22 protein-coding genes and 1 riboswitch are annotated in these 21,499 nt (G+C 72.3%); of the genes, 11 read left to right on the forward strand and 11 right to left on the reverse strand.

The annotated features are described in order from the left end of the window. Positions 1-54: 54 nt before the first annotated feature. Entirely contained in the window at positions 55-1,434 is a 1,380-nt protein-coding gene (locus ACIP60_RS26560; protein WP_400688493.1) for an NYN domain-containing protein, read from the reverse strand. 179 nt (positions 1,435-1,613) lie between these two features. Then, a complete protein-coding gene (locus tag ACIP60_RS26565) occupies positions 1,614-1,880 on the reverse strand; it encodes a hypothetical protein (RefSeq protein WP_100835845.1) in 267 nt (88 codons plus the stop codon). Between the two features lie 149 nt (positions 1,881-2,029). Between ACIP60_RS26565 and ACIP60_RS26570 the strand changes: the two genes are divergently transcribed. Together ACIP60_RS26570 and ACIP60_RS26575 are read left to right on the forward strand one after the other, a co-directional pair. Further along, positions 2,030-2,833, forward strand: a complete 804-nt coding sequence (locus tag ACIP60_RS26570) for a rhomboid family intramembrane serine protease (RefSeq protein WP_400688495.1) — start codon at positions 2,030-2,032, stop codon at positions 2,831-2,833. After that, positions 2,830-3,111 (forward strand): Lrp/AsnC ligand binding domain-containing protein, encoded by a 282-nt coding sequence (locus ACIP60_RS26575; protein ID WP_100835847.1) that lies wholly within the window; start codon positions 2,830-2,832, stop codon positions 3,109-3,111. Before ACIP60_RS26570 ends, ACIP60_RS26575 begins: the two co-directional genes overlap by 4 nt. Before the next feature lie 4 nt (positions 3,112-3,115). On the opposite strand, the gene ACIP60_RS26580 is transcribed toward ACIP60_RS26575, so the two are convergent. The 3 genes from ACIP60_RS26580 to ACIP60_RS26590 form a co-directional block, all read right to left on the reverse strand. Continuing rightward, positions 3,116-4,480, reverse strand: coding sequence for an aminotransferase class V-fold PLP-dependent enzyme (locus tag ACIP60_RS26580; protein ID WP_400688498.1), 1,365 nt, complete (start codon positions 4,478-4,480; stop codon positions 3,116-3,118). Between the two features lie 46 nt (positions 4,481-4,526). Further along, positions 4,527-4,644: riboswitch (SAM riboswitch) on the reverse strand. 115 nt (positions 4,645-4,759) lie between these two features. After that, on the reverse strand, positions 4,760-5,833 hold the full coding sequence (gene trpD, locus ACIP60_RS26585) for an anthranilate phosphoribosyltransferase (protein WP_400688500.1): 1,074 nt from the start codon (positions 5,831-5,833) through the stop codon (positions 4,760-4,762). A gap of 128 nt (positions 5,834-5,961) precedes the next feature. Continuing rightward, on the reverse strand, positions 5,962-6,387 hold the full coding sequence (locus ACIP60_RS26590) for a hypothetical protein (protein ID WP_100835850.1): 426 nt from the start codon (positions 6,385-6,387) through the stop codon (positions 5,962-5,964). A gap of 304 nt (positions 6,388-6,691) precedes the next feature. Between ACIP60_RS26590 and ACIP60_RS26595 the strand changes: the two genes are divergently transcribed. The 5 genes from ACIP60_RS26595 to ACIP60_RS26615 all read left to right on the forward strand — a co-directional run bounded on the left by ACIP60_RS26595 (position 6,692) and on the right by ACIP60_RS26615 (position 11,422). Further along, on the forward strand, positions 6,692-7,312 hold the full coding sequence (locus ACIP60_RS26595; RefSeq protein ID WP_030460978.1) for a heme-copper oxidase subunit III: 621 nt from the start codon (positions 6,692-6,694) through the stop codon (positions 7,310-7,312). Between the two features lie 92 nt (positions 7,313-7,404). After that, the gene (locus ACIP60_RS26600) at positions 7,405-8,226 is read left to right on the forward strand and encodes a c-type cytochrome (protein ID WP_111553102.1); all 822 of its coding nucleotides are present in this window, start codon (positions 7,405-7,407) and stop codon (positions 8,224-8,226) included. Positions 8,227-8,234: 8 nt separating this feature from the next. Then, the gene (locus ACIP60_RS26605; protein WP_400688503.1) at positions 8,235-9,290 is read left to right on the forward strand and encodes a Rieske 2Fe-2S domain-containing protein; all 1,056 of its coding nucleotides are present in this window, start codon (positions 8,235-8,237) and stop codon (positions 9,288-9,290) included. After that, positions 9,287-10,948 carry a cytochrome bc complex cytochrome b subunit gene (locus ACIP60_RS26610; RefSeq protein ID WP_400688505.1) on the forward strand — a complete coding sequence of 554 codons (1,662 nt, stop codon included), beginning with the start codon at positions 9,287-9,289 and terminating at the stop codon, positions 10,946-10,948. Before ACIP60_RS26605 ends, ACIP60_RS26610 begins: the two co-directional genes overlap by 4 nt. A gap of 108 nt (positions 10,949-11,056) precedes the next feature. Further along, positions 11,057-11,422 carry a GntR family transcriptional regulator gene (locus tag ACIP60_RS26615; protein ID WP_400688507.1) on the forward strand — a complete coding sequence of 122 codons (366 nt, stop codon included), beginning with the start codon at positions 11,057-11,059 and terminating at the stop codon, positions 11,420-11,422. Positions 11,423-11,491: 69 nt separating this feature from the next. On the opposite strand, the gene ACIP60_RS26620 is transcribed toward ACIP60_RS26615, so the two are convergent. The 4 genes from ACIP60_RS26620 to coxB form a co-directional block, all read right to left on the reverse strand. Continuing rightward, positions 11,492-12,787, reverse strand: coding sequence for an Ig-like domain-containing protein (locus ACIP60_RS26620; RefSeq protein ID WP_400688509.1), 1,296 nt, complete (start codon positions 12,785-12,787; stop codon positions 11,492-11,494). A gap of 171 nt (positions 12,788-12,958) precedes the next feature. Beyond that, on the reverse strand, positions 12,959-13,375 hold the full coding sequence (locus tag ACIP60_RS26625) for a cytochrome c oxidase subunit 4 (RefSeq protein WP_400688511.1): 417 nt from the start codon (positions 13,373-13,375) through the stop codon (positions 12,959-12,961). Then, positions 13,372-15,150, reverse strand: a complete 1,779-nt coding sequence (gene ctaD, locus ACIP60_RS26630; protein ID WP_100835857.1) for a cytochrome c oxidase subunit I — start codon at positions 15,148-15,150, stop codon at positions 13,372-13,374. The genes ACIP60_RS26625 and ctaD overlap by 4 nt, the downstream gene beginning before the upstream one ends. After that, positions 15,147-16,007 carry a cytochrome c oxidase subunit II gene (gene coxB, locus ACIP60_RS26635; RefSeq protein WP_100835858.1) on the reverse strand — a complete coding sequence of 287 codons (861 nt, stop codon included), beginning with the start codon at positions 16,005-16,007 and terminating at the stop codon, positions 15,147-15,149. Before coxB ends, ctaD begins: the two co-directional genes overlap by 4 nt. Before the next feature lie 363 nt (positions 16,008-16,370). Between coxB and ACIP60_RS26640 the strand changes: the two genes are divergently transcribed. Then, positions 16,371-17,774: a cysteine desulfurase/sulfurtransferase TusA family protein gene (locus tag ACIP60_RS26640; RefSeq protein ID WP_400688514.1), complete on the forward strand. Its 1,404-nt coding sequence runs from the start codon at positions 16,371-16,373 to the stop codon at positions 17,772-17,774. Between the two features lie 35 nt (positions 17,775-17,809). Here ACIP60_RS26640 and ACIP60_RS26645 read toward each other — a convergent pair whose 3' ends face one another. Continuing rightward, positions 17,810-18,787 carry a carbohydrate kinase family protein gene (locus ACIP60_RS26645; RefSeq protein ID WP_400688516.1) on the reverse strand — a complete coding sequence of 326 codons (978 nt, stop codon included), beginning with the start codon at positions 18,785-18,787 and terminating at the stop codon, positions 17,810-17,812. A 203-nt stretch (positions 18,788-18,990) separates the two neighbouring features. Here ACIP60_RS26645 and ACIP60_RS26650 point away from each other — a divergent pair, with 203 nt between their 5' ends. Next, the gene (locus ACIP60_RS26650) at positions 18,991-19,209 is read left to right on the forward strand and encodes a hypothetical protein (RefSeq protein ID WP_282205497.1); all 219 of its coding nucleotides are present in this window, start codon (positions 18,991-18,993) and stop codon (positions 19,207-19,209) included. 106 nt (positions 19,210-19,315) lie between these two features. Next, positions 19,316-19,930, forward strand: a complete 615-nt coding sequence (locus tag ACIP60_RS26655) for a hypothetical protein (RefSeq protein ID WP_400688519.1) — start codon at positions 19,316-19,318, stop codon at positions 19,928-19,930. A gap of 113 nt (positions 19,931-20,043) precedes the next feature. Here ACIP60_RS26655 and erpA read toward each other — a convergent pair whose 3' ends face one another. Further along, on the reverse strand, positions 20,044-20,397 hold the full coding sequence (gene erpA / locus ACIP60_RS26660) for an iron-sulfur cluster insertion protein ErpA (protein ID WP_033219641.1): 354 nt from the start codon (positions 20,395-20,397) through the stop codon (positions 20,044-20,046). Positions 20,398-20,603: 206 nt separating this feature from the next. Here erpA and ACIP60_RS26665 point away from each other — a divergent pair, with 206 nt between their 5' ends. Continuing rightward, positions 20,604-21,485, forward strand: coding sequence for a GNAT family N-acetyltransferase (locus tag ACIP60_RS26665; protein WP_400688522.1), 882 nt, complete (start codon positions 20,604-20,606; stop codon positions 21,483-21,485). Positions 21,486-21,499: the final 14 nt, after the last annotated feature.

The following is a 21,499-nucleotide window of genomic DNA, read 5'->3' on the forward strand; positions in this document are numbered from 1 at the left end:
CCCCTTTCACGGGACCGTCACACTCCGGCCGCCCGGGGGCCCGCTGACCGCCCCTCAGCTGCGCGCCAGCCGGTTCAGCAGCAGCACCGAGGCCACCGGCCGCGCCCCCGCCGTGCGGACCCCGTCGGCGACCTCCCGGTCGGCGGAGACCACCACCACCGGACGGCCCTGCGGCTCGGCCCGCACCAGCCGGCGGATCAGCTCGTCCGCGGTCTCCCCGGTCCGGCTGAAACGCACCCGCACCCCGCGCGGCGGGGCCATGATCACCGGCACGTCCAGGTCCTGGCCGTCGAACACGCAGGTCACCTCGGCCTGGGTGCGCTGGGCCAGCATCGCCAGCCCGCCCAGCAGCCGCATCCGCTGCTGCTCCAGCGGCAGTTGGGGGTAGCCGGTCTTGGTCACGTTGTAGCCGTCCACCACCAGGTGGACCTGCGGGATGGCCAGCAGCTGGTCCAGCAGCGCCGGGTCGTCCTCGGCCAGGCCGCGCCGGGCCACGTCGTGCGGCGAGGCCGAGCCGGGCTCCACCGCCTCCACCAGGTCGGCCGGGCGCAGCGCGGTCACCGGCAGCGCCAGCTCGCGCTGGAGGCCCTGGGCCGACTGCAGCACGCTGTCCAGCAGCAGCCGCAGCCGCATGTCCTCGACGCTGCGGCCCTCCCGGGCGGTGCGCCGTCCGCTCTCCACCGCGGCCTCCAGCTCGGCGACCCGGTGCCGCAGCCGCCGGGCCTCGCTCTCGGCGGCGCTGCGCTCGGCGGCGGCGGCGGCCCGGGCCTCGGCCAGCTCCCCGGCCAGCCGGCGGTTCTCGGCCTGCGCCCGCCGGGTGTCCGCCTCCAGCGAGCGGACCTTCTTGCGCAGCGACTCCGCCTCCCGGCGCACCCCCTCGGCCTCGGCCCGGTGCCGCTCCAGCTCGCCGCGGGCCGCGGCCCGGGCCTCGGCCAGCTCCTCCTGGAGCTTCTCGGCCAGCCGGGCGGCCTCGGCGGCGGCGCCCTCGGCGTCGACCCGCTCGGCCTCCTCGCCGGCCTCCTCCACCAGCCGGGCCCAGCCGGACGGGCGGACCAGGTAGGCGGCGGCGGCCACGTCCATCGGGTCGGCGGCGGCCGGGACGGCGCCCGACTCCAGGGCCTGCACCAGGTCGGGCTGGCCGAGCCGCAGCCGTTCGGCTATCCGGACCCGGAACGCCGGGTCCGACTCCAGCGCGGCGGCCAGCGCGGTCCCCGCGTACTTGGCCCGCCGGGCCGGGGTGAACTTGGCGTACGGGCGCAGCGAGGCGGGCAGCTCGCCCGGGGCGATGCCGCCGAGCGCGTCCGAGGCGATGCCGACCACCCGCCGGCGCACGCCCTCGGGCAGGGGGCGCCCGGCCGTCTCCGCCGCGTCGTCCCGGGCCGGGGCGGGCGCGGTCCCGTCCGGGCCCGCCGGCGCGTTCGCTGCCTCCGCCACTGTCCTCGGCTCCGATCCTGGTCCTGGCGGGCCCTCCCGGCGGGTGCCGGGCGGGTGTTGGTGTCCGCCGCTGCTGCCAATTGTCCCGTCTACCGTGCCGCTCCGACAGCACCCCGCCGACGAGTGCGCCCCGCGCCCCCGTCCGGGCCGGACGGGAACGCGGGGCGGTGGGGACGGCGTCAGCCCTGCTGGGCCCCGCCCTCCGCGGACTCCTCGGCGCCGGGGCGGGCCACCAGCTCGACCTGGTCGACGGCGTTGCACCAGCGGCAGCGCACGGACTCGATGGTCTCCGCGAGCACCTGGGTCTCCTCGACCTTGGACTCGCCGGAGAGGTCGAAGTGCAGGAAGTCGGTCACCCGGGACGAACGGGTGACGTCGAACCGGGTCAGGTTGCCGCACAGGGTGCAGCGCCAGCGGGTCTCGGCGGTCGGCGCGGCAATGCTCATCAGTGGTCCCTCTCGGCTGGTCCCGGTTCCGGGCCTCCAGCCTATTGCCTGCCGCCGGACGGGCGGATCACCGGTCCACAGCCCGGACGCTCACCCGCCCGGAGCAGCGCCCGGTGTCGCGGGTGCGCCCCCGAGGAATGCTGACCGGCATGGTGCTCTCCGCCCCCGCCCGGGCCGGTTCGCCGGCGGCCGAGCGGGCCGCCCGCACCCCGGTCGCCAGCTACCTGCTGATCGCACTGGCCGCGCTGGCCATGCTGCTCGGCCCGTCCGGCCCGAACCCGCTGTACGGCAGCGGCGACGCCCGGGCCTGCGCCGAGCAGCGCTACGAGCACCGCTGGGGCGCCGTCCCGGCCGAGCTGCTGGGGGGCCGTCCGCTGACGGCGGCCCAGCTGTCGGCGCTCCCCCCGGCGGCGCCCGGCTGCGTGCTGCCGGCCACCCCCGGCAAGATCCCCGAACTGTCGGTGCTGACCGCGCTGTTCGTCCACGCGGGCTGGCTGCACCTGGTGGGCAACCTGCTGTTCCTGTTCGTCTTCGGCCCGGCGGTGGAGGCCCGGCTGGGCCGGGTCCGCTTCCTGGTCGGCTACCTGGCGATCGGCTACCTGGCCACCTACGGCTACGCCCTGGCCGAGGCGGGCACGCCGGACGCGGTGCGGGCGCTGGTCGGCGCGTCCGGCGCGATCGCCGGGGTGCTGGGCGCGTTCCTGCGGCTGTACCCGAGGGCCCGGGTGACCACGCTGGTGCCGGCCCTGCTCTTCCTCCCGCTGCGCTTCCCGGCCTGGCTGGTGCTCGGCCTGTGGTTCGCGCTGCAGTTCTGGTCGGTCACCTCCGGCGGCGACGGGGTGGCCTACCTGGTGCACGTGATCGGCTTCGTGACGGGCTGGCTGTTCGCGTGGGCCGCCCGTCCGGCGGGCGATACCCTGGGCGCACCTTCTCGAACAGGAGTCGTCCAGTGATCACCGCGATCGTCCTCATCAACACCGACGTCGACCGGATCCCCGAGATCGCCGAGGCGATCGCCGCCATCGAGGGCGTCAGCGAGGTCTACTCCGTCACCGGCACCTACGACCTGGTCGCGATGGTCCGGGTCCGCAACCACGAGGACCTGGCCGAGGTGATCCCCGGCCGCCTCAACAAGGTCCCGGGCGTCTCCAACACCGAGACCCACATCGCCTTCCGCACCTACTCCCAGCACGACCTGGAGGCCGCGTTCTCGCTCGGCCTGGACGGCTGAGCGCTCAGCGCTGCTGCTGGGTGTCGACCACGCAGCGGCCGCCCTCGTTGCGGTAGGTCCACTTCGCGCCGTCGCTGACCAGCTCGCGCACCGCGGTCAGGAACCGGTCCAGGTGCTCGACGGGCGTCCCGGCGCCGAAGCTGACCCGGATCGCGTTCAGGCTGCGCTCCCCCGGCAGCGAGGACTCCGGCGCCCCGCACTCGCTCGGGGCGCTTTCCTCACCGCCGAGCAGGGTGCGCACCAGCGGGTGGGCGCAGAACAGCCCGTCCCGGACGCCGATGCCGTACTCGGCGGAGAGCGCGGCCGAGAAGTGCGAGCTGTTCCAGCCGCGCACCACGAACGACACCACGCCGACCCGGTCGGAGCCCTCGCCGAACAGGCTGAGCACCCGCACCTCGGGGATCGCCGCCAGGCCCTCGGTCAGCTTCGCCACCAGCGCCCGCTCCCGGGCCTCCAGCACCTCGAAGCCGGCCTCGTCCAGCGCCCGGCAGGCCGAGGCGATCGCGTACGCACCGATCACGTTCGGCGAACCGGCCTCGTGCCGCGCCGGGCCGGTGTGCCACTCCACCGCCACCGAGCCGTCCAGCTCGCGGGCCACCGTCCGGCTCGCCCCGCCGCCGGCCAGGTACGGCTCGGCGGCGTCCAGCCAGTCCGAGCGGCCCGCCAGCACCCCGGCGCCGAACGGCGCGTACAGCTTGTGCCCGGAGAACGCCACCCAGTCGACGTCCAACTCCCGCACCGAGACCCGGTGGTGGGGCGCCAGCTGGGCCGCGTCCAGCACCACCCGGGCGCCGTAGCGGTGCGCGACGGCGGTCAGCTCCCCGACCGGCCACAGCTCGCCGGTCACGTTCGACGCCCCGGTCACGCAGAACAGCTTCGGCCCCTCGGCCGCCCCCAGCAGGGCCTCCTCCAGGGCCGCCACCGCCTCCGCGTGCGACCGCGGCGCCCGCAGGTAGCGCACCGTCAGGCCCTCGCGCCGCCACGGCAGCAGCGAGGCGTGGTGCTCGGTCTCGAAGGCGAACACCTCGGTCCCGGCCGGGACCGCCCCCGCCAGCAGGTTCAGCGAGTCGGTGGTCGCCCGGGTGAACACCACCTGGTCCCCGTCCCGCAGGCCCAGGAACTCGGCGACGGTCCGCCGGCTCTGCTCGAACAGGTCGGTCGACAGCTGCGACAGGTACCCGGCCCCCCGGTGCACCGACCCGTAGTACGGCGCGTACGCCGCGACGTCGTCCCACACCCGCTTCAGCGCCGGAGCGCTCGCCGCGTAGTCCAGCGCCGCGTAGCCGACCTTCTCGCCGGAAGCCAGCGGCACCTCGACGTCCCCGCCCAGCACCGCCAGCGGCTCGCAGATCTCGGTGGTCACAGACATGGGTGCACTCCTCCACGGGTCAGGACCCCGGAGGAGCTGCACCGGAAGTCCGCGCTTGCCGCGCGGACTGGTCGCCGCACGGCCTGGTCCTCACCCAGGGCACCCCGCCACGGACGGAGGGTTGCCGGACAGCCAGCTGGGGCTTCGCGCTGTCACTCATGACCTGGCGAAAACAGTACACGAGACGCGTCCCGTCTCAACACCCGTCCACATGGCGAGAAGGCGCGGGACGGCCGAGGGGCCGGGGAACGACGGCCCCGGCCCCCGGACGGGCGTCCGCTACGCCTGCGTCGCCTCCGCCCAGCGCTTCAGCAGCGCCCCCGCCGCCCCCGAGTCGATCGCCGCCGCGGTCCGCTCCATCGCCGTCGCGATCTGCGCGGTGAGCGGCGCCTCCGCGAGCTCCAGCGCGACCAGCGCGGCGGCGCTGTTGAGCAGGACGGCGTCCCGCACCGGCCCGCGCTCGCCGTTCAGGACCCGCCGGGCGACGTCCGCGTTGTGCTCGGCGTCGGCGCCGCGCAGGGCCTCGATCCCGACCAGCTCGATCCCCACCTCGCGCGGGTCGAACCCGGTCTCCGTCACCTCGCCGTCGCGGATCACCCAGACGTGCGAGGTGGTGGTGACGGTCAACTCGTCGAGCCCGTCGTCCCCCCGGAAGACCAGCCCCTGCGCGCCGCGCCGGGCCAGCACGCCGGCGATCAGGCCGGCCAGCCGGGTGTCGAAGCAGCCGACGGCGTGCGAGGTGACCCTGGCCGGGTTGGTGAGCGGGCCGAGGATGTTGAAGACCGTCGGGACGGCCAGTTCGGCCCGCGCCTGGGCGGTGTGCCGCATCGAGGGGTGGAACTTGGCGGCGAAGCAGAAGGTCAGGCCGACCTCCTCGGCCACCGCCGCGACCCGGTCGGCGGGCAGTTCCAGGTTGATGCCGAGGCGGCCGAGCACGTCGGAGGAGCCGGAGGCCGAGGAGGAGGCCCGGTTCCCGTGCTTGACCACCTTCGCCCCGGCGGCGGCGGCGACCACCGCGGACATGGTGGAGATGTTGACCGTCCTGGCCCGGTCGCCGCCGGTGCCGACGATGTCGACCGCCGGGCCGGGGACGTCCAGCGGCACCGCGTGCGCGTACATCGCCTCGACCAGGCCGGCGATCTCCTCGACCGTCTCGCCCTTGCCGCGCATCGCGATCAGGAAGCCGCCCACCTGGACGGGGCTGGCCTCGCCGCTCATGATCCGGTCCATCGCCCAGGCGGTGTCGGCCTGCGAGAGGTCGTTGCCCTGGAGCAGCGAGCTGAGCAGGTCGGGCCAGGTGCGGACCACCTGCGCGGGCTCGCTACCGCCGTTCGCAGAGTGCGCGTTCACCATGGCTGACTCCAGCTCTCGTCATCGTCCCGGAGGAATCCCGAAGAAACGACGTCAGCCTATCGAGCGAGCGGGGACGGCCGCCCCGGGTTGCCGCCCCCTTCTCTCCAGCTGAGACGCGGCGGCGCCGGTCAGCGTCCGGCGGGCGCCCGCCGGGCGAGCCGGGCCCGCAGCAGCGCGGTCGCGGCGTCGGCGAGGCCGACCGGGTCGACCGGGTGGGAGATCGCGGCGTCGGCCCGGCTCCAGGCGGCGAGCCAGGAGTCCTGCGGCCGGCCGATCACCACCAGGACCGGCGGGCAGCCGTAGATCTCGTCCTTCAGCTGCCGGGTCAGGCCGAGCCCGCCGACCGGGGCGGCCTCGCCGTCCAGGACGCAGAGGTCGACGCCGCCCTTCTCCAGGGCGCGCAGCACCGCGGGCGCGGTGGCGCACTCCAGGTAGTCGAGGGCGGGGACGTCCGCGGCGGGCCGCCTGCCGAGGGCGAGGGTCACCTGCTCACGGGTGTTGCGGTCGTCGCTGTAGACGAGAACGGTGAGCGTCTCGTCGGAGTGCTGCGCCATGGCCCCTGCTTCCTGGTGCTCGTCCTCTTATATGTGTGCCCACGCCGGGCGGCCCCGGCCGAACGGCCCAGTGTGACCCGGGCCACGTCCCTGGACGGATGCTACTCCCGCGCGCCCGTCCTGCGGAGACCCCGACGCGATCTCGCTCAAGCCGCCGCGCCCGGGAGTCACCCCGGCGGCCCAGCGCGCTCACCCGCTCGAACAACCGTCAGAAAACGGACGGTGCGCGAGGCGGGCATACCTCACGCACCGGACACTCCGAGGGAGACCCCCCGGCGTGAAGACGGAATAAGGGACCGACATAATGTCCGTCGTGGCGACAGCAACAGCAACAGAAACCGGACACGCGCACGGAGCGGTCAACAGGCCGAACCTGGTCAGCGTCGGAACCATTGTCTGGCTGAGCTCGGAGCTGATGTTCTTCGCGGCCCTGTTCGCGATGTACTTCACCCTCCGCTCGGTCAAGGGTGCCGAGTTCTGGCACGAGAAGGCCCATGCCCTCAACGTGCCGTTCTCCTCGGTCAACACCACGATCCTGGTGCTCTCCTCGCTCACCTGCCAGCTCGGCGTGTTCGCCGCCGAGCGCGGTGACGTGAAGAAGCTGCGCTCGTGGTTCACGATCACCTTCGTGATGGGCGCCATCTTCATCGGCGGCCAGATCTTCGAGTACACCGAGCTGGTCAAGAAGGACGGCCTGTCGCTGTCCTCGGACCCGTACGGCACGGTGTTCTACCTGACCACCGGCTTCCACGGACTCCACGTGACGGGTGGTCTGATCGCCTTCCTGCTGGTCCTCGGACGGACCTACGCGGCGCGGCGGTTCACCCACGAGCAGGCAACCGCGGCGATCGTGGTGTCGTACTACTGGCACTTCGTCGACGTCGTGTGGATCGGCCTGTTCGCGACCATCTACCTGATCAAGTAACAGCCGCCCCGCCCCTGACCCGGCGTCACCTTCGACGCCTGGGAGTCGGGGGCAGGCTGCTGCCGACCAGATCCTGACACCGGGGTTATTCCGTGAAAAAGCTCTCCGCACGACGGCGCCACCCACTGGCGGCGGTCGTCGTTCTACTTCTCGCCCTGGCGGCCACCGGGGGGCTGTACGCCGCTTTCGCGCCCGCCGAGAAGGCGCAGGCCGACAGCTCGGCGCAGTCGCTCGCCATCGACGAGGGCAAGAAGCTCTTCGCCGTCGGCTGCTCCTCCTGCCACGGCCTGAACGGCCAGGGCACTTCTGACGGCCCGTCGCTGGTCGGCGTCGGTTCCGCGGCGGTCGACTTCCAGGTCGGCACCGGCCGCATGCCGGCCCAGCAGCCGGGCGCCCAGGTCCCGCGCAAGAAGAACATCTACTCCCAGGCCGAGATCGACCAGCTGGCCGCCTACGTGGCCTCGCTGGGCCCGGGCCCGGTCGCTCCGGACAGCAAGCAGTACCAGCCCTCCGACGACCCGGTGACCAACGCCGAGCAGGTCGCCAAGGGCGGCGAGCTGTTCCGCACCAACTGCGCCCAGTGCCACAACTTCGCCGGCAAGGGCGGTGCGCTGACCAACGGCAAGTACGCGCCGTCGCTGGAGGGCGTGGACGCGAAGCACATCTACGAGGCCATGCAGACCGGCCCGCAGAACATGCCGTCCTTCCCCGACACCACCATGCCGGAGGAGCAGAAGCGCCAGATCGTGGCCTTCGTCCGCCACACGAACGACGAGCCCAACCCCGGTGGTCTCGCGCTGGGCAGCCTCGGTCCGGTGACCGAGGGCCTGTTCGGCTGGATCTTCGGTCTCGGCGCGCTGATCGCGATCGCGATCTGGGTCGCCGCCCACACCACCAAGGCCAAGAAGTCATGAGCCACGACATGTCAGAGAACCTGCCGGAGGCGCACGACGCCTCCCACGGCACGGCCGTCGCCACCCACGGCGACCCGTTCGCCGACCCGGGCCTGCCGGCCCACGAACCGCGTCGGACCGACATCGACGAGCGGGCCGCCAAGCGGGCCGAGCGCCAGGTGTCGCTGCTGTTCGTGGTCTCGATGCTGGCGACCGTCGGCTTCATCGCGTCCTACGCGTCGATCGACGCCGACAAGCTGGTCTACATCTTCCCGCTGGGCCACGTCAGCGCGCTCAACTTCGCCCTGGGCATGACCCTCGGCGTGGCGCTGTTCTGCATCGGCGCGGGCGCGGTCCACTGGGCCCGCACCCTGATGTCGGACCACGAGATGCCGGCCGAGCGCCACCCGATCGAGGCCGACGACGACGTCCGCAACGACGTCATCGAGCAGTTCAGGACGGGTGCCGCGGAGTCCGGCTTCGGCCGCCGCAAGATGATCCGCAACACCCTGATCGGCTCGATGGCCCTGGTGCCGCTGTCCGGTGTGGTGCTGCTGCGCGACCTCGGCCCGCTGCCGGAGAAGAAGCTGCTCCACACCAACTGGGTGGAGGCGACCCCGGCCCAGCCGATCAAGCTCGTCAACATGAACACCGACGAGCCGATGAAGCCCGAGGACATCGTCCAGGGCTCGCTCACCTTCGCGAAGCCCGAGGGCCTCGAGGAGTCGGCCGAGGACTTCCAGCAGCGGATCGCCAAGGACGCCCTGATGCTCATCCGGATCGCCCCGGAGGACATCAAGGACGACAAGTCCCGCGACAAGGGCTTCGAGGGCATCCTCGCCTACTCGAAGATCTGCACCCACGTCGGCTGCCCGATCTCGCTGTACGAACAGCAGACCCACCACGCGCTCTGCCCCTGCCACCAGTCGACCTTCGACCTGGCGGACGGCGCTCGCGTCATCTTCGGCCCGGCCGGCCACCCGCTGCCGCAGCTGAAGATCACCACCGATGAGCAGGGCTACCTGGTCGCCACCGGCGACTTCGACGAGCCCGTCGGCCCGAGCTACTGGGAGCGTCCGCGATGAGTTCCGCAAGCGGCACCAACACCGGCGCCTCCAAGCCGGCCAGCACCCGCGCCAAGCCCGCCAACAAGGCCGAGGCCGCTGCCGACTGGGTGGACGGCCGGGTCGGGATCTACTCCCTGGCCAAGGCCAACCTGCGCAAGATCTTCCCGGACCACTGGTCCTTCATGCTCGGCGAGATCTGCCTCTACAGCTTCATCATCATCATCCTCACGGGTGTGTACCTGACGCTGTTCTTCAAGCCGAGCATGGCCGAGACCGTCTACCACGGCTCGTACCTGCCGCTGAACGGCATCCGGATGTCGGAGGCGTACGCCTCCACGATGAACATCAGCTTCGAGATCCGCGGCGGTCTGCTGATCCGGCAGATCCACCACTGGGCCGCCCTGGTCTTCGTGGCCGCGATGCTCGTGCACATGATGCGCGTCTTCTTCACCGGCGCCTTCCGCAAGCCGCGCGAGATCAACTGGGTGTTCGGCTTCCTGCTGCTGGCGCTGGGCATGTTCGACGGCTTCTTCGGCTACTCGCTGCCGGACGACCTGCTGTCGGGCACCGGCATCCGCTTCATGGAGGGCGCGATCCTGGCGGTGCCGATCGTCGGCACCTACATCCAGATGTTCCTGTTCGGCGGCGAGTTCCCGGGCACCGACATCGTCCCGCGCTTCTTCACCATCCACGTGCTGCTCATCCCGGGCATCATGCTGGGCCTGCTGGTCGCGCACCTGATCCTGGTCTTCTACCACAAGCACACCCAGTGGGCGGGCCCGGGCAAGACCGAGAAGAACGTCGTCGGCATGCCGCTGATGCCGGTCTACATGGCGAAGGCCGGCGGCTTCTTCTTCCTGGTGTTCGGCATCATCGCGGCGATCTCCGCGATCGCCACGATCAACCCGATCTGGGCGTACGGCCCGTACCGTCCGGACCAGGTGTCGACCGACGCCCAGCCCGACTGGTACATGGGCTTCTCCGAGGGCCTGATCCGCATCATGCCGGGCTGGGAGATCTCGGTCTGGGGCGGCCACACCCTGAACCTGGGCGTGTTCGTGCCGCTGATGATCTTCCCGCTGGTGCTGGCCGCGATCGCGGTCTACCCGTTCATCGAGTCCTGGGTCACCGGCGACAAGCGCGAGCACCACATCCTGGACCGCCCGCGCAACGCCCCGGTCCGCACCGCGCTCGGCGCGGCCTGGATCTCGCTGTACCTGGTCCTGCTGGTCGGCGGCGGCAACGACCTGTTCGCCACCCACCTGCACCTGTCGATCAACTCGATCACGTACTTCGTCCGGGTCGGCTTCTTCGTGGTGCCGGTCCTCACCTTCTTCGTCACCAAGCGCTGGTGCCTCGGCCTCCAGCGCCGCGACAAGGAGAAGGTGCTGCACGGCCGCGAGTCCGGCGTCATCAAGCGCCTGCCGCACGGCGAGTTCGTCGAGGTGCACACCCCGCTGGCGCCGAAGGACCTGCACACCCTCACCGCCCACGAGCAGCCCCAGCCGCTGGAGCTGCCCGCCGAGACGGACGAGAACGGCGTGGCCCGCAAGGCCGGCGTGATCACCAAGACCCGGGTGAAGCTCTCCGAGGGCTTCTACGGCGAGGGCAACCAGATCGCCAAGCCCACCACCGAGGAGTACCACGAGATCACCAGCGGCCACGGCCACCACTGATCCCGGGTAGCTGTCCCGCCACGTCAGAACCCCCCTCCGGCTCCGGCCGGAGGGGGGTTCTGGCATCTCGGGCCGGAACCCGCCCTGACGCCCTGTTATGTTGACCGGGTGCACGTGGCGATCGATCACCAGTCCCCCACCCCGCCCTACGAGCAGGTCCGCTCGCAGATCGCGGCCCGGGCCCGTACCGGCGAGCTCCCGGTCGGCCTGAAGCTCCCCACCGTCCGCGCGCTGGCCGAACAGCTCGGCCTGGCCGCGAACACCGTGGCCCGCGCCTACCGCGAGCTGGAGGCCGACGGGGTGGTCGAGACCCGCGGCCGGGCCGGCACCACCGTCGCCCCCACCGGGGACACCTCGCACCGCCTGGCCGCCACCGCCGCCGCCGAGTACGCGGCCCGCGCCGCCCGCCTCGGCCTCACCCGCGACGAGGCGCTGGCCGCGGTCGCCACCGCCCTGGACGCGGCCTACCGCTGACCCGCCGGGCGGACAGCGGCGAGGTCCGCCCGGCGGGAGCCTCGCTCCCCGGGCGGACCTCGCCGCGCCTCACCGGCCCGTCGGGCTCGCGCTCGGACCCGGGTTGACGCTGGGGGCGGGCATCGCGTTCGCCGCGTCCCCGGACGCCGCCGTGCTGACCGGCTTGCCCAGCGCGCTGTGCTTCACGTACTCGTCGAAGCCGATGTTCCAGTCGCCGAACCCGTTGCCGAACGGCTCCATGTCGTGGCCCTTGCTGTTGACCACCTGCACGACGTCACCGACCCGGGTGTTGTCGAAGAACCACTTGGCCTCGTCGGTGCTCATCCCGGTGCAGCCGTGGCTGACGTTCTCCTTGCCCTGCGACGACACGGACCACGGCGCGGCGTGGACGTACTCGCCGCTCCAGGTGACCCGGGTCGCCCACTTCACGTCCAGGTCGTAGGCCTCGCTGCTGCCGGCCGCGATGCCGATGGTCTCGCTGCTCATCCGGACGTCGGACTCCTGCCCGAGCACCACCTTGACGCCGTTGCGGGTGTCGAAGCCGGGCTTGCCGGTGGTGACCGGGATGGTCTTCACCACCTCGCCGTTGCGCTTGTACGTCAGCTGGTCGGTGGCCGCGTCGACCAGCGCCTCGATCCGGTCGCCGGTCCGGAGGTCGAGGGTCTGCTCCTCGCCGCCGTAGACGCCGGCGGAGAGCGGGACGCCCGGCAGGTCGTAGGAGAGCTTGACGGTGGCGTTGGCGGGCCAGTAGTCCTGCGGCCGGAAGTGCAGGTTCTCGTCGTCGACCCAGTACCAGGCGCCGGTCACGGCGGGCTGCGAGGTGACGGTCAGCCCGCGTTCGATCTGCTGGCGGGCCACCGGGTCGGTGACCGGCTCGGAGAGCTTGACGGTGAGCGGCTGGCCGACGCCGTAGACGCCGCTGCCGGAGCTGTCGGGGCCGAGTTCGGCGGTGACGACGTGCTGCGCCTCGGCGGTGGTGAAGGTGGAGCCGGTCTCGCCGTGGCCGCCCTTGCCGTCCTCGGCCGCGACCTTGACGGTGTACGCGGCGCCGGCCCGGAGCGGGTCGGTGGTCCGCCAGTGCTGCTGGTCGGCGGCGAGTTCGCCGGCCACCGGCTTCCCGTCGGGGTCGGTGACGGTGACGGCGTCGAGTTTCGCGGTGCCGTCCGTGGTGACGCTGAACGCCTGTGCCGGGTCGGCCTGCTCCTCGGCGGCCGAGGTGTGGACCAGTGGGGTCACGTCGATCTGACGGGGCGACGAGTCCTTCTCCGCCGAGTCGTTGTCGGAGGAACAGGCCGCGGCGGGGGCCAGCACCAACATGGCGGCCAGCGCGGTCCGGGTACTGCCGGCTATCCGAGAGCCCTTCAACGGAACCTCCCAGGGGTGTGAACCTGCCTCAGAGCGTAGGAAGGCGTCACCCGGTCGGCACTCCGGGTAACCCGGTCGGGGGACGGAGGCGCGGCCCGCCCCGGGAACGACGGGGGCCGGGCACCCCCGAGGGGGGTGCCCGGCCCGCCGTGCGGCTGCGCGATCCGGAACCTACTGGTTCTGGTTCTCGCCGCGGTAGAACTCGAAGACCCAGCCGAACAGGCCGATCAGGATGATCGGGACCGACCAGAACAGCAGCCACCAGCCGAAGACCACGCCGAGGAAGGCCAGCGCGCCGCCGATCGCCAGCGAGAGCGGCTGCCAGCTGTGCGGGGCGAAGAAGCCCAGCTCGCCGGCGTCGTCCGCGACCTCGGCCTCGGGGTTGTCGCCCGCGCCGGTGTCCACCCGCTTGGCGGTGAACGCCAGGTAGAAGCCGATGAAGGCGGCCAGGCCGAAGGCCAGGAAGAGCGCGGTGGTGCCGGCGGCCTCCAGGCCGTGGTCCGACTTACCGGTCCAGACCATGTAGGTGATGGCGATGGCCAGGATGAACACGGCCAGACCGGCGAAGATCTTTCCCTGTTCCTTCATCGGGCGTCACCCTCATTCTTGCCCTTGCCCAGCGACGGACGGTCGTACTGCGCGGGGGTCACACCCTCGAAGTGCTTGGCCGGCTCACCGTGGTTCTCCAGGTAGTCCAGCGCGGCGATCTCCGGGTGGTGCAGGTCGAACGCCGGGGACTCGGAGCGGATCCGCGGCAGGGTGGTGAAGTTGTGCCGCGGCGGCGGGCAGGAGGTCGCCCACTCCAGCGAGCGGCCGTAGCCCCACGGGTCGTCGACGTTGACCTTCTCGCCGTACTTGGCGGTCTTCCAGACGTTGTAGAGGAACGGCAGGATCGACAGGCCGAGCAGGAACGAGCCGATGGTCGAGACGGTGTTGAGCGTGGTGAAGCCGTCCGAGGCCAGGTAGTCGGCGTAGCGGCGGGGCATGCCCTCGGCGCCCAGCCAGTGCTGGACCAGGAAGGTGGTGTGGAAGCCGATGAACAGCGTCCAGAAGGTGATCTTGCCCAGGCGCTCGTCCAGCATCTTGCCGGTCATCTTCGGCCACCAGAAGTGGAAGCCGGCGAACATCGCGAAGACGACGGTGCCGAACACCACGTAGTGGAAGTGCGCGACGACGAAGTACGAGTCCGAGACGTGGAAGTCGATCGGCGGGGAGGCGAGCAGCACGCCGGTCAGGCCGCCGAACAGGAAGGTGACCAGGAAGCCGACCGTCCAGAGCATCGGGGTCTCGAAGCTGAGCGAGCCCTTCCACATGGTGCCGACCCAGTTGAAGAACTTCACACCGGTCGGGACCGCGATCAGGAAGGTCATGAACGAGAAGAACGGCAGCAGCACCTGCCCCGTCACGTACATGTGGTGCGCCCACACCGTCACCGAGAGGCCGGCGATGGCGATGGTCGCGGCGATCAGGCCGGAGTAGCCGAACATCGGCTTGCGGCTGAACACCGGGATGATCTCGGAGACGATGCCGAAGAACGGCAGCGCGATGATGTAGACCTCGGGGTGGCCGAAGAACCAGAACAGGTGCTGCCAGAGCAGCGCGCCGCCGTTCGTCGGGTCGAAGACGTGCGCCCCGAACTTCCGGTCCGCCTCCAGGGCGAACAGCGCGGCGGCGAGGACCGGGAAGGCCAGCAGGACCAGCACGGCGGTCAGCAGGACGTTCCAGACGAAGATCGACATCCGGAACATCGTCATGCCGGGCGCGCGCATGCAGATGATCGTGGTGATGAAGTTGACCGCACCGAGGATGGTGCCGAAGCCGGAGAAGGCCAGGCCCATGATCCACATGTCGGCGCCGACGCCCGGCGAGCGGACCGCGTCGCTCAGCGGCGAGTAGGCGAACCAGCCGAAGTCGGCCGCGCCCTGCGGGGTCAGGAAGCCCGCCACCGCGATGATCGAGCCGAACAGGTACAGCCAGTAGGCGAACATGTTCAGTCGCGGGAAGGCGACGTCGGGGGCGCCGATCTGGAGCGGCATGATCCAGTTGGCGAAGCCCGCGAACAGCGGGGTGGCGAACATCAGCAGCATGATCGTGCCATGCATGGTGAACGCCTGGTTGAACTGCTCGTTCGACAGGATCTGGGTGCCCGGGCGGGCCAGCTCGGCACGCATGACCAGGGCGAGCACGCCACCGATCAGGAAGAAGGCGAACGAGGTCGCCAGGTACATCGTGCCGATCGTCTTGTGGTCGGTGGTGGTGAGCCACTTGATGATCGCGTTGCCCGGCTTGCGCACCCGCGGAGTCCCCGAGGTGACGGCCCCGGCTCCCCCACCGGCCGCGGCGGGCTCGTTGAGGATGGTCACTTCTCTTCACTACTTCCCGTGGTGGGGAGGATGCCTGCGGGAACCGCGCCGGCCTGGCCCTTGTCGCGGAGTTCCTTGAGGTGCTGCTGGTACTCGTCGGCCGTGACGACCTTGACGTTGAACAGCATCCGCGAGTGGTCCTGGCCGCAGAGCTCGGCGCACTTGCCGCGGTAGGTGCCGAGCGCGGTCGGGGTGACCTGGAACTCGTTGACCACACCGGGCACGACGTCCATCTTCATCATGAAGTTGACGGGCCAGAAGTCGTGGATGACGTCGTTGGAGGTCAGCCGGAACTTCACGGACTCATTGATCGGCAGGTAGAGCGTCGGAGGCTCCTTGGTCGTGCCGACCTCGTACGCGGCGGTGGTGCTCGCCGGGTCCGGGATCTCGGAGTTCTCGTAGTTGAACGCCCAACTCCACTGGAAGCCCACCACGTTGATCGTGTGCTGGGGCTTCGCGTCGACCTTCGTCAGGGTGGCCTCGTCGCGGGCGACGAAGTAGAACAGCACCGAGACGATGACGAGGGGGACCGCGGTGTACAGCGCCTCGATGGGCACGTTGTACCGGGTCTGAGCGGGGACCTCCACCTTGGTGCGGCTGCGCCGGTGGAAGATCACGCTCCAGAGGATCAGACCCCACATCAATGCACCAACAACCAGAGCCGCGATCCACGAGCCCTGCCACATGTGAAGGACCAGCGGGCCTTCCTTCGTGACGGGACTGGGGAGGCCAAGCCTGGGCAGGTCGTTGGCCGAGCAGCCGGTGGCGGTCGCGATGACGAGGCCCAGTGCCAGCGCCTGAGGCAGCTTCCGCCGCATCGTGCGCCGCGGCGAGCGGTCGGAGCCGTTGGGACTCACGTAGCGCCTTCCCGAAGTCTCGCCCGGGAACGCACCACCGTCCGGAGTCCGTTGTCAGGTCTCCTCGGTGATCCGGCCACGGGCACGGTTTGAATGCTTATGCGGGCCAAACGCTACTCCATCCTTATGCGGCGCTCACGGGCAGCCCCCGGTAACGCGCCGCCCGGCTACCCGATCAGCCCCCGTGGGGTGAACCGCCCCCGCGGGGCGGACGGAGTCGCAGGTCATGGCGGACATCCGAGCCTCCCACGGCCGAACGGGCGACCGTCCTGCGACACGCGGGTGACGGAGCGTCGGCTCCCTGACGGGCCGGGAGGAATCACCCCGTAAGGGGCACCGCGCGCGGTCGTCTACGGTGGCCCGGTGCCCTACTTCGACGCCGCCTCCACCGCCCCGCTGCACCCCGTCGCCCGGCAGGCCCTGCTCGCCGCCCTCGACGAGGGCTGGGCCGACCCGGCCCGGCTGCACCGCTCCGCCCGGCAGGCCCGGATGCTGCTGGACGCCGCCCGGGAGACCGTCGCCGAGGTGCTCGGCGCCCGAGCCGACGAGATCGCCTTCACCGGGTCCGGCACCCAGGCCCTCCAGTTGGGCGTCCTGGGCACCCTGCGCGGCCACCGCCGCCGCGGCGCCCACCTGGTGCACTCCGCCGTCGAGCACTCCGCCGTCCTGCACACCGCCGAACGCTGGGAGGCCGACGGCGGCAGCGCCACCGCCGTCCCGGTCGACCGCCACGGCCGGGTCGACGCCGGGGAGTTCGCCGCCGCGCTGCGCCCCGACACCGCGCTCGCCGTCCTGCAGTCCGCCAACCACGAGGTCGGCACCCTGCAGCCGGTGGCCGAGACCGCCGCGCTGCTCGGCGACGTCCCGCTGCTGGTGGACGCCGCGCAGAGCGCCGGGCGGCTGCCGGTGCCGGAGGGCTGGTCGGTGCTCACCGCGAGCGCGCACAAGTGGGGCGGGCCGGCCGGCGTCGGGGTGCTCGCGGTCCGCAAGGGCGTCCGCTACTCCTCGCCGCTGCCCGCCGACGACCGGGAGAACGGGCGGGTGCCCGGCTTCACCAACGTCCCGGCGATCGTCGCCGCCGCGGCCTCGCTGCGCGCCGTCCGGGACGGGGCGGCGGCGGAGAACGCCCGGCTGCGGGCGCTGGTCGAGGTGATCCGCCGCCGGGTCCCGGAGCTGGTGCCCGCCGTCGAGGTGGTCGGCCACCCCGAGCTGCGCCTCCCGCACCTGGTCACCTTCTCCTGCCTGTACGTGGACGGCGAGGTGCTGCTCACCGAGCTCGACCGGGCCGGCTTCGCGGTCAGCTCCGGCTCCTCCTGCACCTCCAGCACCCTGACGCCCAGCCACGTGCTGGCCGCGATGGGCGTCCTCACCGAGGGCAACCTGCGGGTCTCGCTCCCGGCCGGCACCACCTCCGCCGAGGTCGACGCCTTCCTCGACGTGCTCCCCCGGGTGGTCGCCGAGGTCCGCGCCCCGCTCGGCCTCGACCTGCCCCCGGCGGGCAGCGCCGACGCGCTGGTCCTGGACGCCCTCGGCAAGCGCTGCCCGATCCCGGTGATCGAACTGGCCAAGCACATCGGCGAGGTCGCCCCCGGCGGGCGCGTCGCCGTCCTGTCCGACGACGAGGCGGCCCGCCACGACATCCCCGCCTGGTGCGAGATGTGCGGCCACGCCTACGAGGGCGAGGCCCCCGCCGCGGAGTACGGGGGCGCCCGCGGCACCGCCTACCTGGTGCGCCGGGCCCGGCCGGAGCCGTCGGCCGGCGCGTAGCAGCGGGCCGGCGGGTGGGCCGGGCCCTGTCCGGCCTAGAGCGCGATCCTGGTGCGGATGTCGGCCGCCGCCTCGGCGCCGTAGGCGGTCTCGAAGCGCTCCAGGAAGTGGCCGCCGCGCAGCTCGTACTCCTGGGTGCCGACGGTCTCGATCACCAGGGTGGCGAGCATGCAGCCGAGCTGGGCGGCGCGCTCCAGGCCCAGCTCCCAGGAGAGCCCGGCCAGGAAGCCGGCCCGGAAGGCGTCGCCGACGCCGGTGGGGTCGGCCTTGCGCTCCTCGGCGGGGCAGCCGACCACGATGTCGGGCTCGCCCCGGCGCTGGATGCGGACGCCCTTGGGGCCGAGGGTGGTGACCCGGGTGGTGACGCGCTCCAGGATCTCGTCCGAGGACCAGCCGGTCTTGGACTCGATCAGGGCGGCCTCGTACTCGTTGGTGAAGAGGTAGGCCGCGCCGTCGACGATCTCCCGGATGTCGTCGCCCTCCAGGCGGGCGAGCTGCTGGGAGGGGTCGGCGGCGAAGGCGTAGCCGCGGGTGCGGCACTCCTGGGTGTGGCGCACCATCGCGGCCGGGTCGTCCGCGCCGATCAGCACCAGGTCGAGGCCGCCGACCCGGTCGGCGATCGGCTTGAGCTCGATGTTGCGGGCCTCGACCATCGCGCCGGTGTAGAAGGACGCGATCTGGTTGTGGTCCTGGTCGGTGGTGCACATGAACCGGGCGGTGTGCCGGGTCTCCGAGATGTGCACCGAGTCGGTGTCCACGCCGTGCCGGTCGAGCCAGCTGCGGTACTCGGCGAAGTCGCCGCCGGCCGCGCCGACCAGGACGGGGCGCAGGCCGAGGACGCCCATGCCGAAGGCGATGTTGGGGCCCACCCCGCCGCGGCGGATGTCCAGGGTGTCGACCAGGAAGGAGAGCGACACCGTGTGCAGCTGCTCGGGCACCAGCTGGTCGGAGAAGCGTCCGGGGAAGGTCGTCAGGTGGTCGGTGGCGATCGAGCCGGCGACGGCGATGCGCACGGGGTCTCCTCTGGCGGCCCGGCGGTGGCCGGAGCTGGGGGCAACAACCCGCCTACGGTACCGGCCCGACCGGGTGCTACCGAGCGGTAGGGCTGTCTTCCGGCCGCAGGTCGGCCTAGGGTCGCCAGTACGGGGGCCGGACGCGGCCCCCGTCCAGGTCCGCGGCAGCGTGGCCGCGGCACGGCGATCGGAGCTGGGTAGCCATGGTGATCGATCACTCCTCCGGGTGGCGGCCGGGCCGCCGCCGCGACGACGCCGACGCCGAGTCGCTGGCCGAACTGCTGGACTCCTCGCGCCGATTGGGCCGGTTCTGGCCGGTCGCCGGGCCGCTCCCGACGGTGTCGGCCCCGGCCGTGACGCGGGTGCGGGTGCCGATCGAGGCGCGCCGGGTGGTGGCGGGCATGCCGGAGTACGGCGGATAGGCCCGCTCCTCCGGATCCTGCCGGAACCGGTTTCCTCCGGGGCACGTCAAACCGGCGCGGTACCGCTCACCGCGGCGCCGCACGACCCTCGGGAGGAACGCAGATCATGGACGAGAGCACCGCAGCCGCCCCCACCAAGGCTCCGCACCCGCGCCGGGCCGCCGCCGCGCTGTTCGGCGCGGCCCTCGCGGCCGGCCTGCTGACCGCGTGCGGCGGCGCGGGTTCGCCCGCCACCGCCACGGCCCCCGTCAGCGCCACCGCCACCGCCTCGCCGAGTGCGAGCCCGTCCGCGAGTGGCGACCCCGGCGCCACCGCCTCCGCCCCGGCCGCGGCGAGCCCGTCGGCGAGCGCCAGTCCGCAGCCCTCGGCGGCCCAGCCGACCACGCCGGGGATAGCCGTCGGCGAGCGCCCGCCGACCGCCGTGAAGATCCCCGCGACCGGGTACCGGCAGGACGGCCCGACCCAGCTGACGGTGTTCTTCACCGCCGGGATCTGCGACAAGTACGGGGTCCGGGTCGAGGAGGCCGCCCCGCCGGTGGTGAAGCTGCGGGTGGTGATCACCCAGACCGCGGAGCCGGGCAAGGCGTGCCCGCAGCTGGTCAAGGAGCAGCAGGCGACCGTCACCCTGCCCGGGCCGATGACCGGCGGCGGCGTGGTGGACACCGCGACGGGCGAACAGGTGCCCGTGCAGAGCGGCGTCGCGGGCGGCGACCCGCGCTGAGAGGCCGCCCGACCGCTTCCGGAACGCCGCGAGGGCGGCTCCCCCGTGCTGGGGGAGCCGCCCTCGGCGTGCGTGCCGGGCCTCGGCGTGCGTGCCGGGCCTCGGCGCGGGGCCTAGCTGAACGAGTCGCCGCAGGCGCAGGAGCCGGTGGCGTTCGGGTTGTCGATCGTGAAGCCCTGCTTCTCGATGGTGTCCACGAAGTCGACGGTGGCGCCGCCCAGGTAGGGGGCGCTCATCCGGTCGGTGACGACCTTGACACCGTTGAAGTCCTTGACGACGTCGCCGTCCAGCGAACGCTCGTCGAAGAACAGCTGGTAACGCAGGCCCGAGCAGCCGCCGGGCTGCACGGCGACGCGCAGCGAGAGGTCGTCGCGGCCTTCCTGCTCCAGCAGGCCCTTGACCTTGGCCGCGGCGGCATCGGTGAGGAGAATGCCACTCTCGACGGTGGTCTCGTCCTGGACGGTCATGCTTACTCCCGGTCTGTGACGACTGTGATCCGCCAGTGCCAACCAGCGGCCTCCCGGATTCATTTCCGGAAGGTGGTGCGTTCGGGGGACATTTTTCGTCGCCCACTCCCCCACGCCCCCCATGCTCGCACACCGGGCCCGGCGGGTCACCGCCCGCTTCGGCAAACCGCTACCGCCCGCGCACCGGGCGCAGCAGGATGTGACGGGTGATCATTCGTCAGCTCAGGAACACCGCCGCCGACGCCGAGGCCGTCCAGCGGGTCTCCCGCGCCGCGTTCCGCGATCTCGACGGCCGGCCGCAGGACGATCCCGACCGGCCCGGCGACGCGGCCCACCGGGTCCGGGCGCTGGCCCGGACCCGGCACCTCGCGGTGACGGACCCGGACGGGTGCTGGATCGCCGAGCAGGACGGCGAGGCCGTCGGGGTGGCGCTGTCGCTGCGCCGCGAGGGCGTGTGGGTGCTGCCGCTGTTCGTGGTGCTGCCCTCCGCGCAGGGGCGGGGGGTGGGGCGGCTGCTGCTGGAGCGGGCCACCGCGTACGGGCGGGGCTGTCTGCGCGGCATGCTGTGCGCCTCGCCGTCGCCGGCCGCGGCCCGCCGGTACCGGGCGGCCGGGTTCACGCTGTACCCCACGATGCGGCTGGCCGGGCGGGTCGACCGGGGACGGCTGCTCGACCCCGGCGACATCCCGGTGCACCCGGGCGGCGCGGCGCACCTGCACCTGCTCGACTCGGTGGACCGCCGGCTGCGGGGCGCGGCGCACGGCCCCGACCACCCGTTCATGCTGGCCCACTTCGAGGAGCTGCTGATCGCCGACACCCTGGCCGGCACCGGCTACTGCTACCGGGACGGCGGCACCGTGCAGCTGCTGGCCGCGACCTCGAAGCGGATCGCGGTCCGGCTGCTGCGCGAGGCGCTGGCCCGGGTCCCGGCGGAGCAGGAGGCCGCGGTCTCCTTCCTGACCGCCGAGCAGGAGTGGGCCCTGGACGTCGGCCTCGACCTGGGCCTCTCCGTCACCAACCGCGGCTACCTGGCGCTGCGCGGCATGCGGCCCCCGGCGCCGTACATCCCCAACGGCGGCTACCTGTAGGCGTCCGCGGCCCC

Source organism: Kitasatospora sp. NPDC088783, assembly GCF_044750705.1.
In the GTDB taxonomy this organism is placed as follows: Bacteria; Actinomycetota; Actinomycetes; order Streptomycetales; family Streptomycetaceae; genus Kitasatospora; species Kitasatospora fiedleri.

Excerpts from the sequence above, each read along its gene's own strand:
- ACIP60_RS26565 (WP_100835845.1), bottom strand. The coding sequence starts at position 1,880 with ATGAGCATTGCCGCGCCGACCGCCGAGACCCGCTGGCGCTGCACCCTG.
- ACIP60_RS26570 (WP_400688495.1), top strand. The coding sequence starts at position 2,030 with ATGGTGCTCTCCGCCCCCGCCCGGGCCGGTTCGCCGGCGGCCGAGCGG.
- ACIP60_RS26580 (WP_400688498.1), bottom strand. The coding sequence starts at position 4,480 with ATGTCTGTGACCACCGAGATCTGCGAGCCGCTGGCGGTGCTGGGCGGG.
- trpD (WP_400688500.1), bottom strand. The coding sequence starts at position 5,833 with ATGGTGAACGCGCACTCTGCGAACGGCGGTAGCGAGCCCGCGCAGGTG.
- ACIP60_RS26590 (WP_100835850.1), bottom strand. The coding sequence starts at position 6,387 with ATGGCGCAGCACTCCGACGAGACGCTCACCGTTCTCGTCTACAGCGAC.
- ACIP60_RS26595 (WP_030460978.1), top strand. The coding sequence starts at position 6,692 with ATGTCCGTCGTGGCGACAGCAACAGCAACAGAAACCGGACACGCGCAC.
- ACIP60_RS26605 (WP_400688503.1), top strand. The coding sequence starts at position 8,235 with ATGTCAGAGAACCTGCCGGAGGCGCACGACGCCTCCCACGGCACGGCC.
- ACIP60_RS26610 (WP_400688505.1), top strand. The coding sequence starts at position 9,287 with ATGAGTTCCGCAAGCGGCACCAACACCGGCGCCTCCAAGCCGGCCAGC.
- ACIP60_RS26625 (WP_400688511.1), bottom strand. The coding sequence starts at position 13,375 with ATGAAGGAACAGGGAAAGATCTTCGCCGGTCTGGCCGTGTTCATCCTG.
- ACIP60_RS26650 (WP_282205497.1), top strand. The coding sequence starts at position 18,991 with ATGGTGATCGATCACTCCTCCGGGTGGCGGCCGGGCCGCCGCCGCGAC.
- ACIP60_RS26655 (WP_400688519.1), top strand. The coding sequence starts at position 19,316 with ATGGACGAGAGCACCGCAGCCGCCCCCACCAAGGCTCCGCACCCGCGC.
- erpA (WP_033219641.1), bottom strand. The coding sequence starts at position 20,397 with ATGACCGTCCAGGACGAGACCACCGTCGAGAGTGGCATTCTCCTCACC.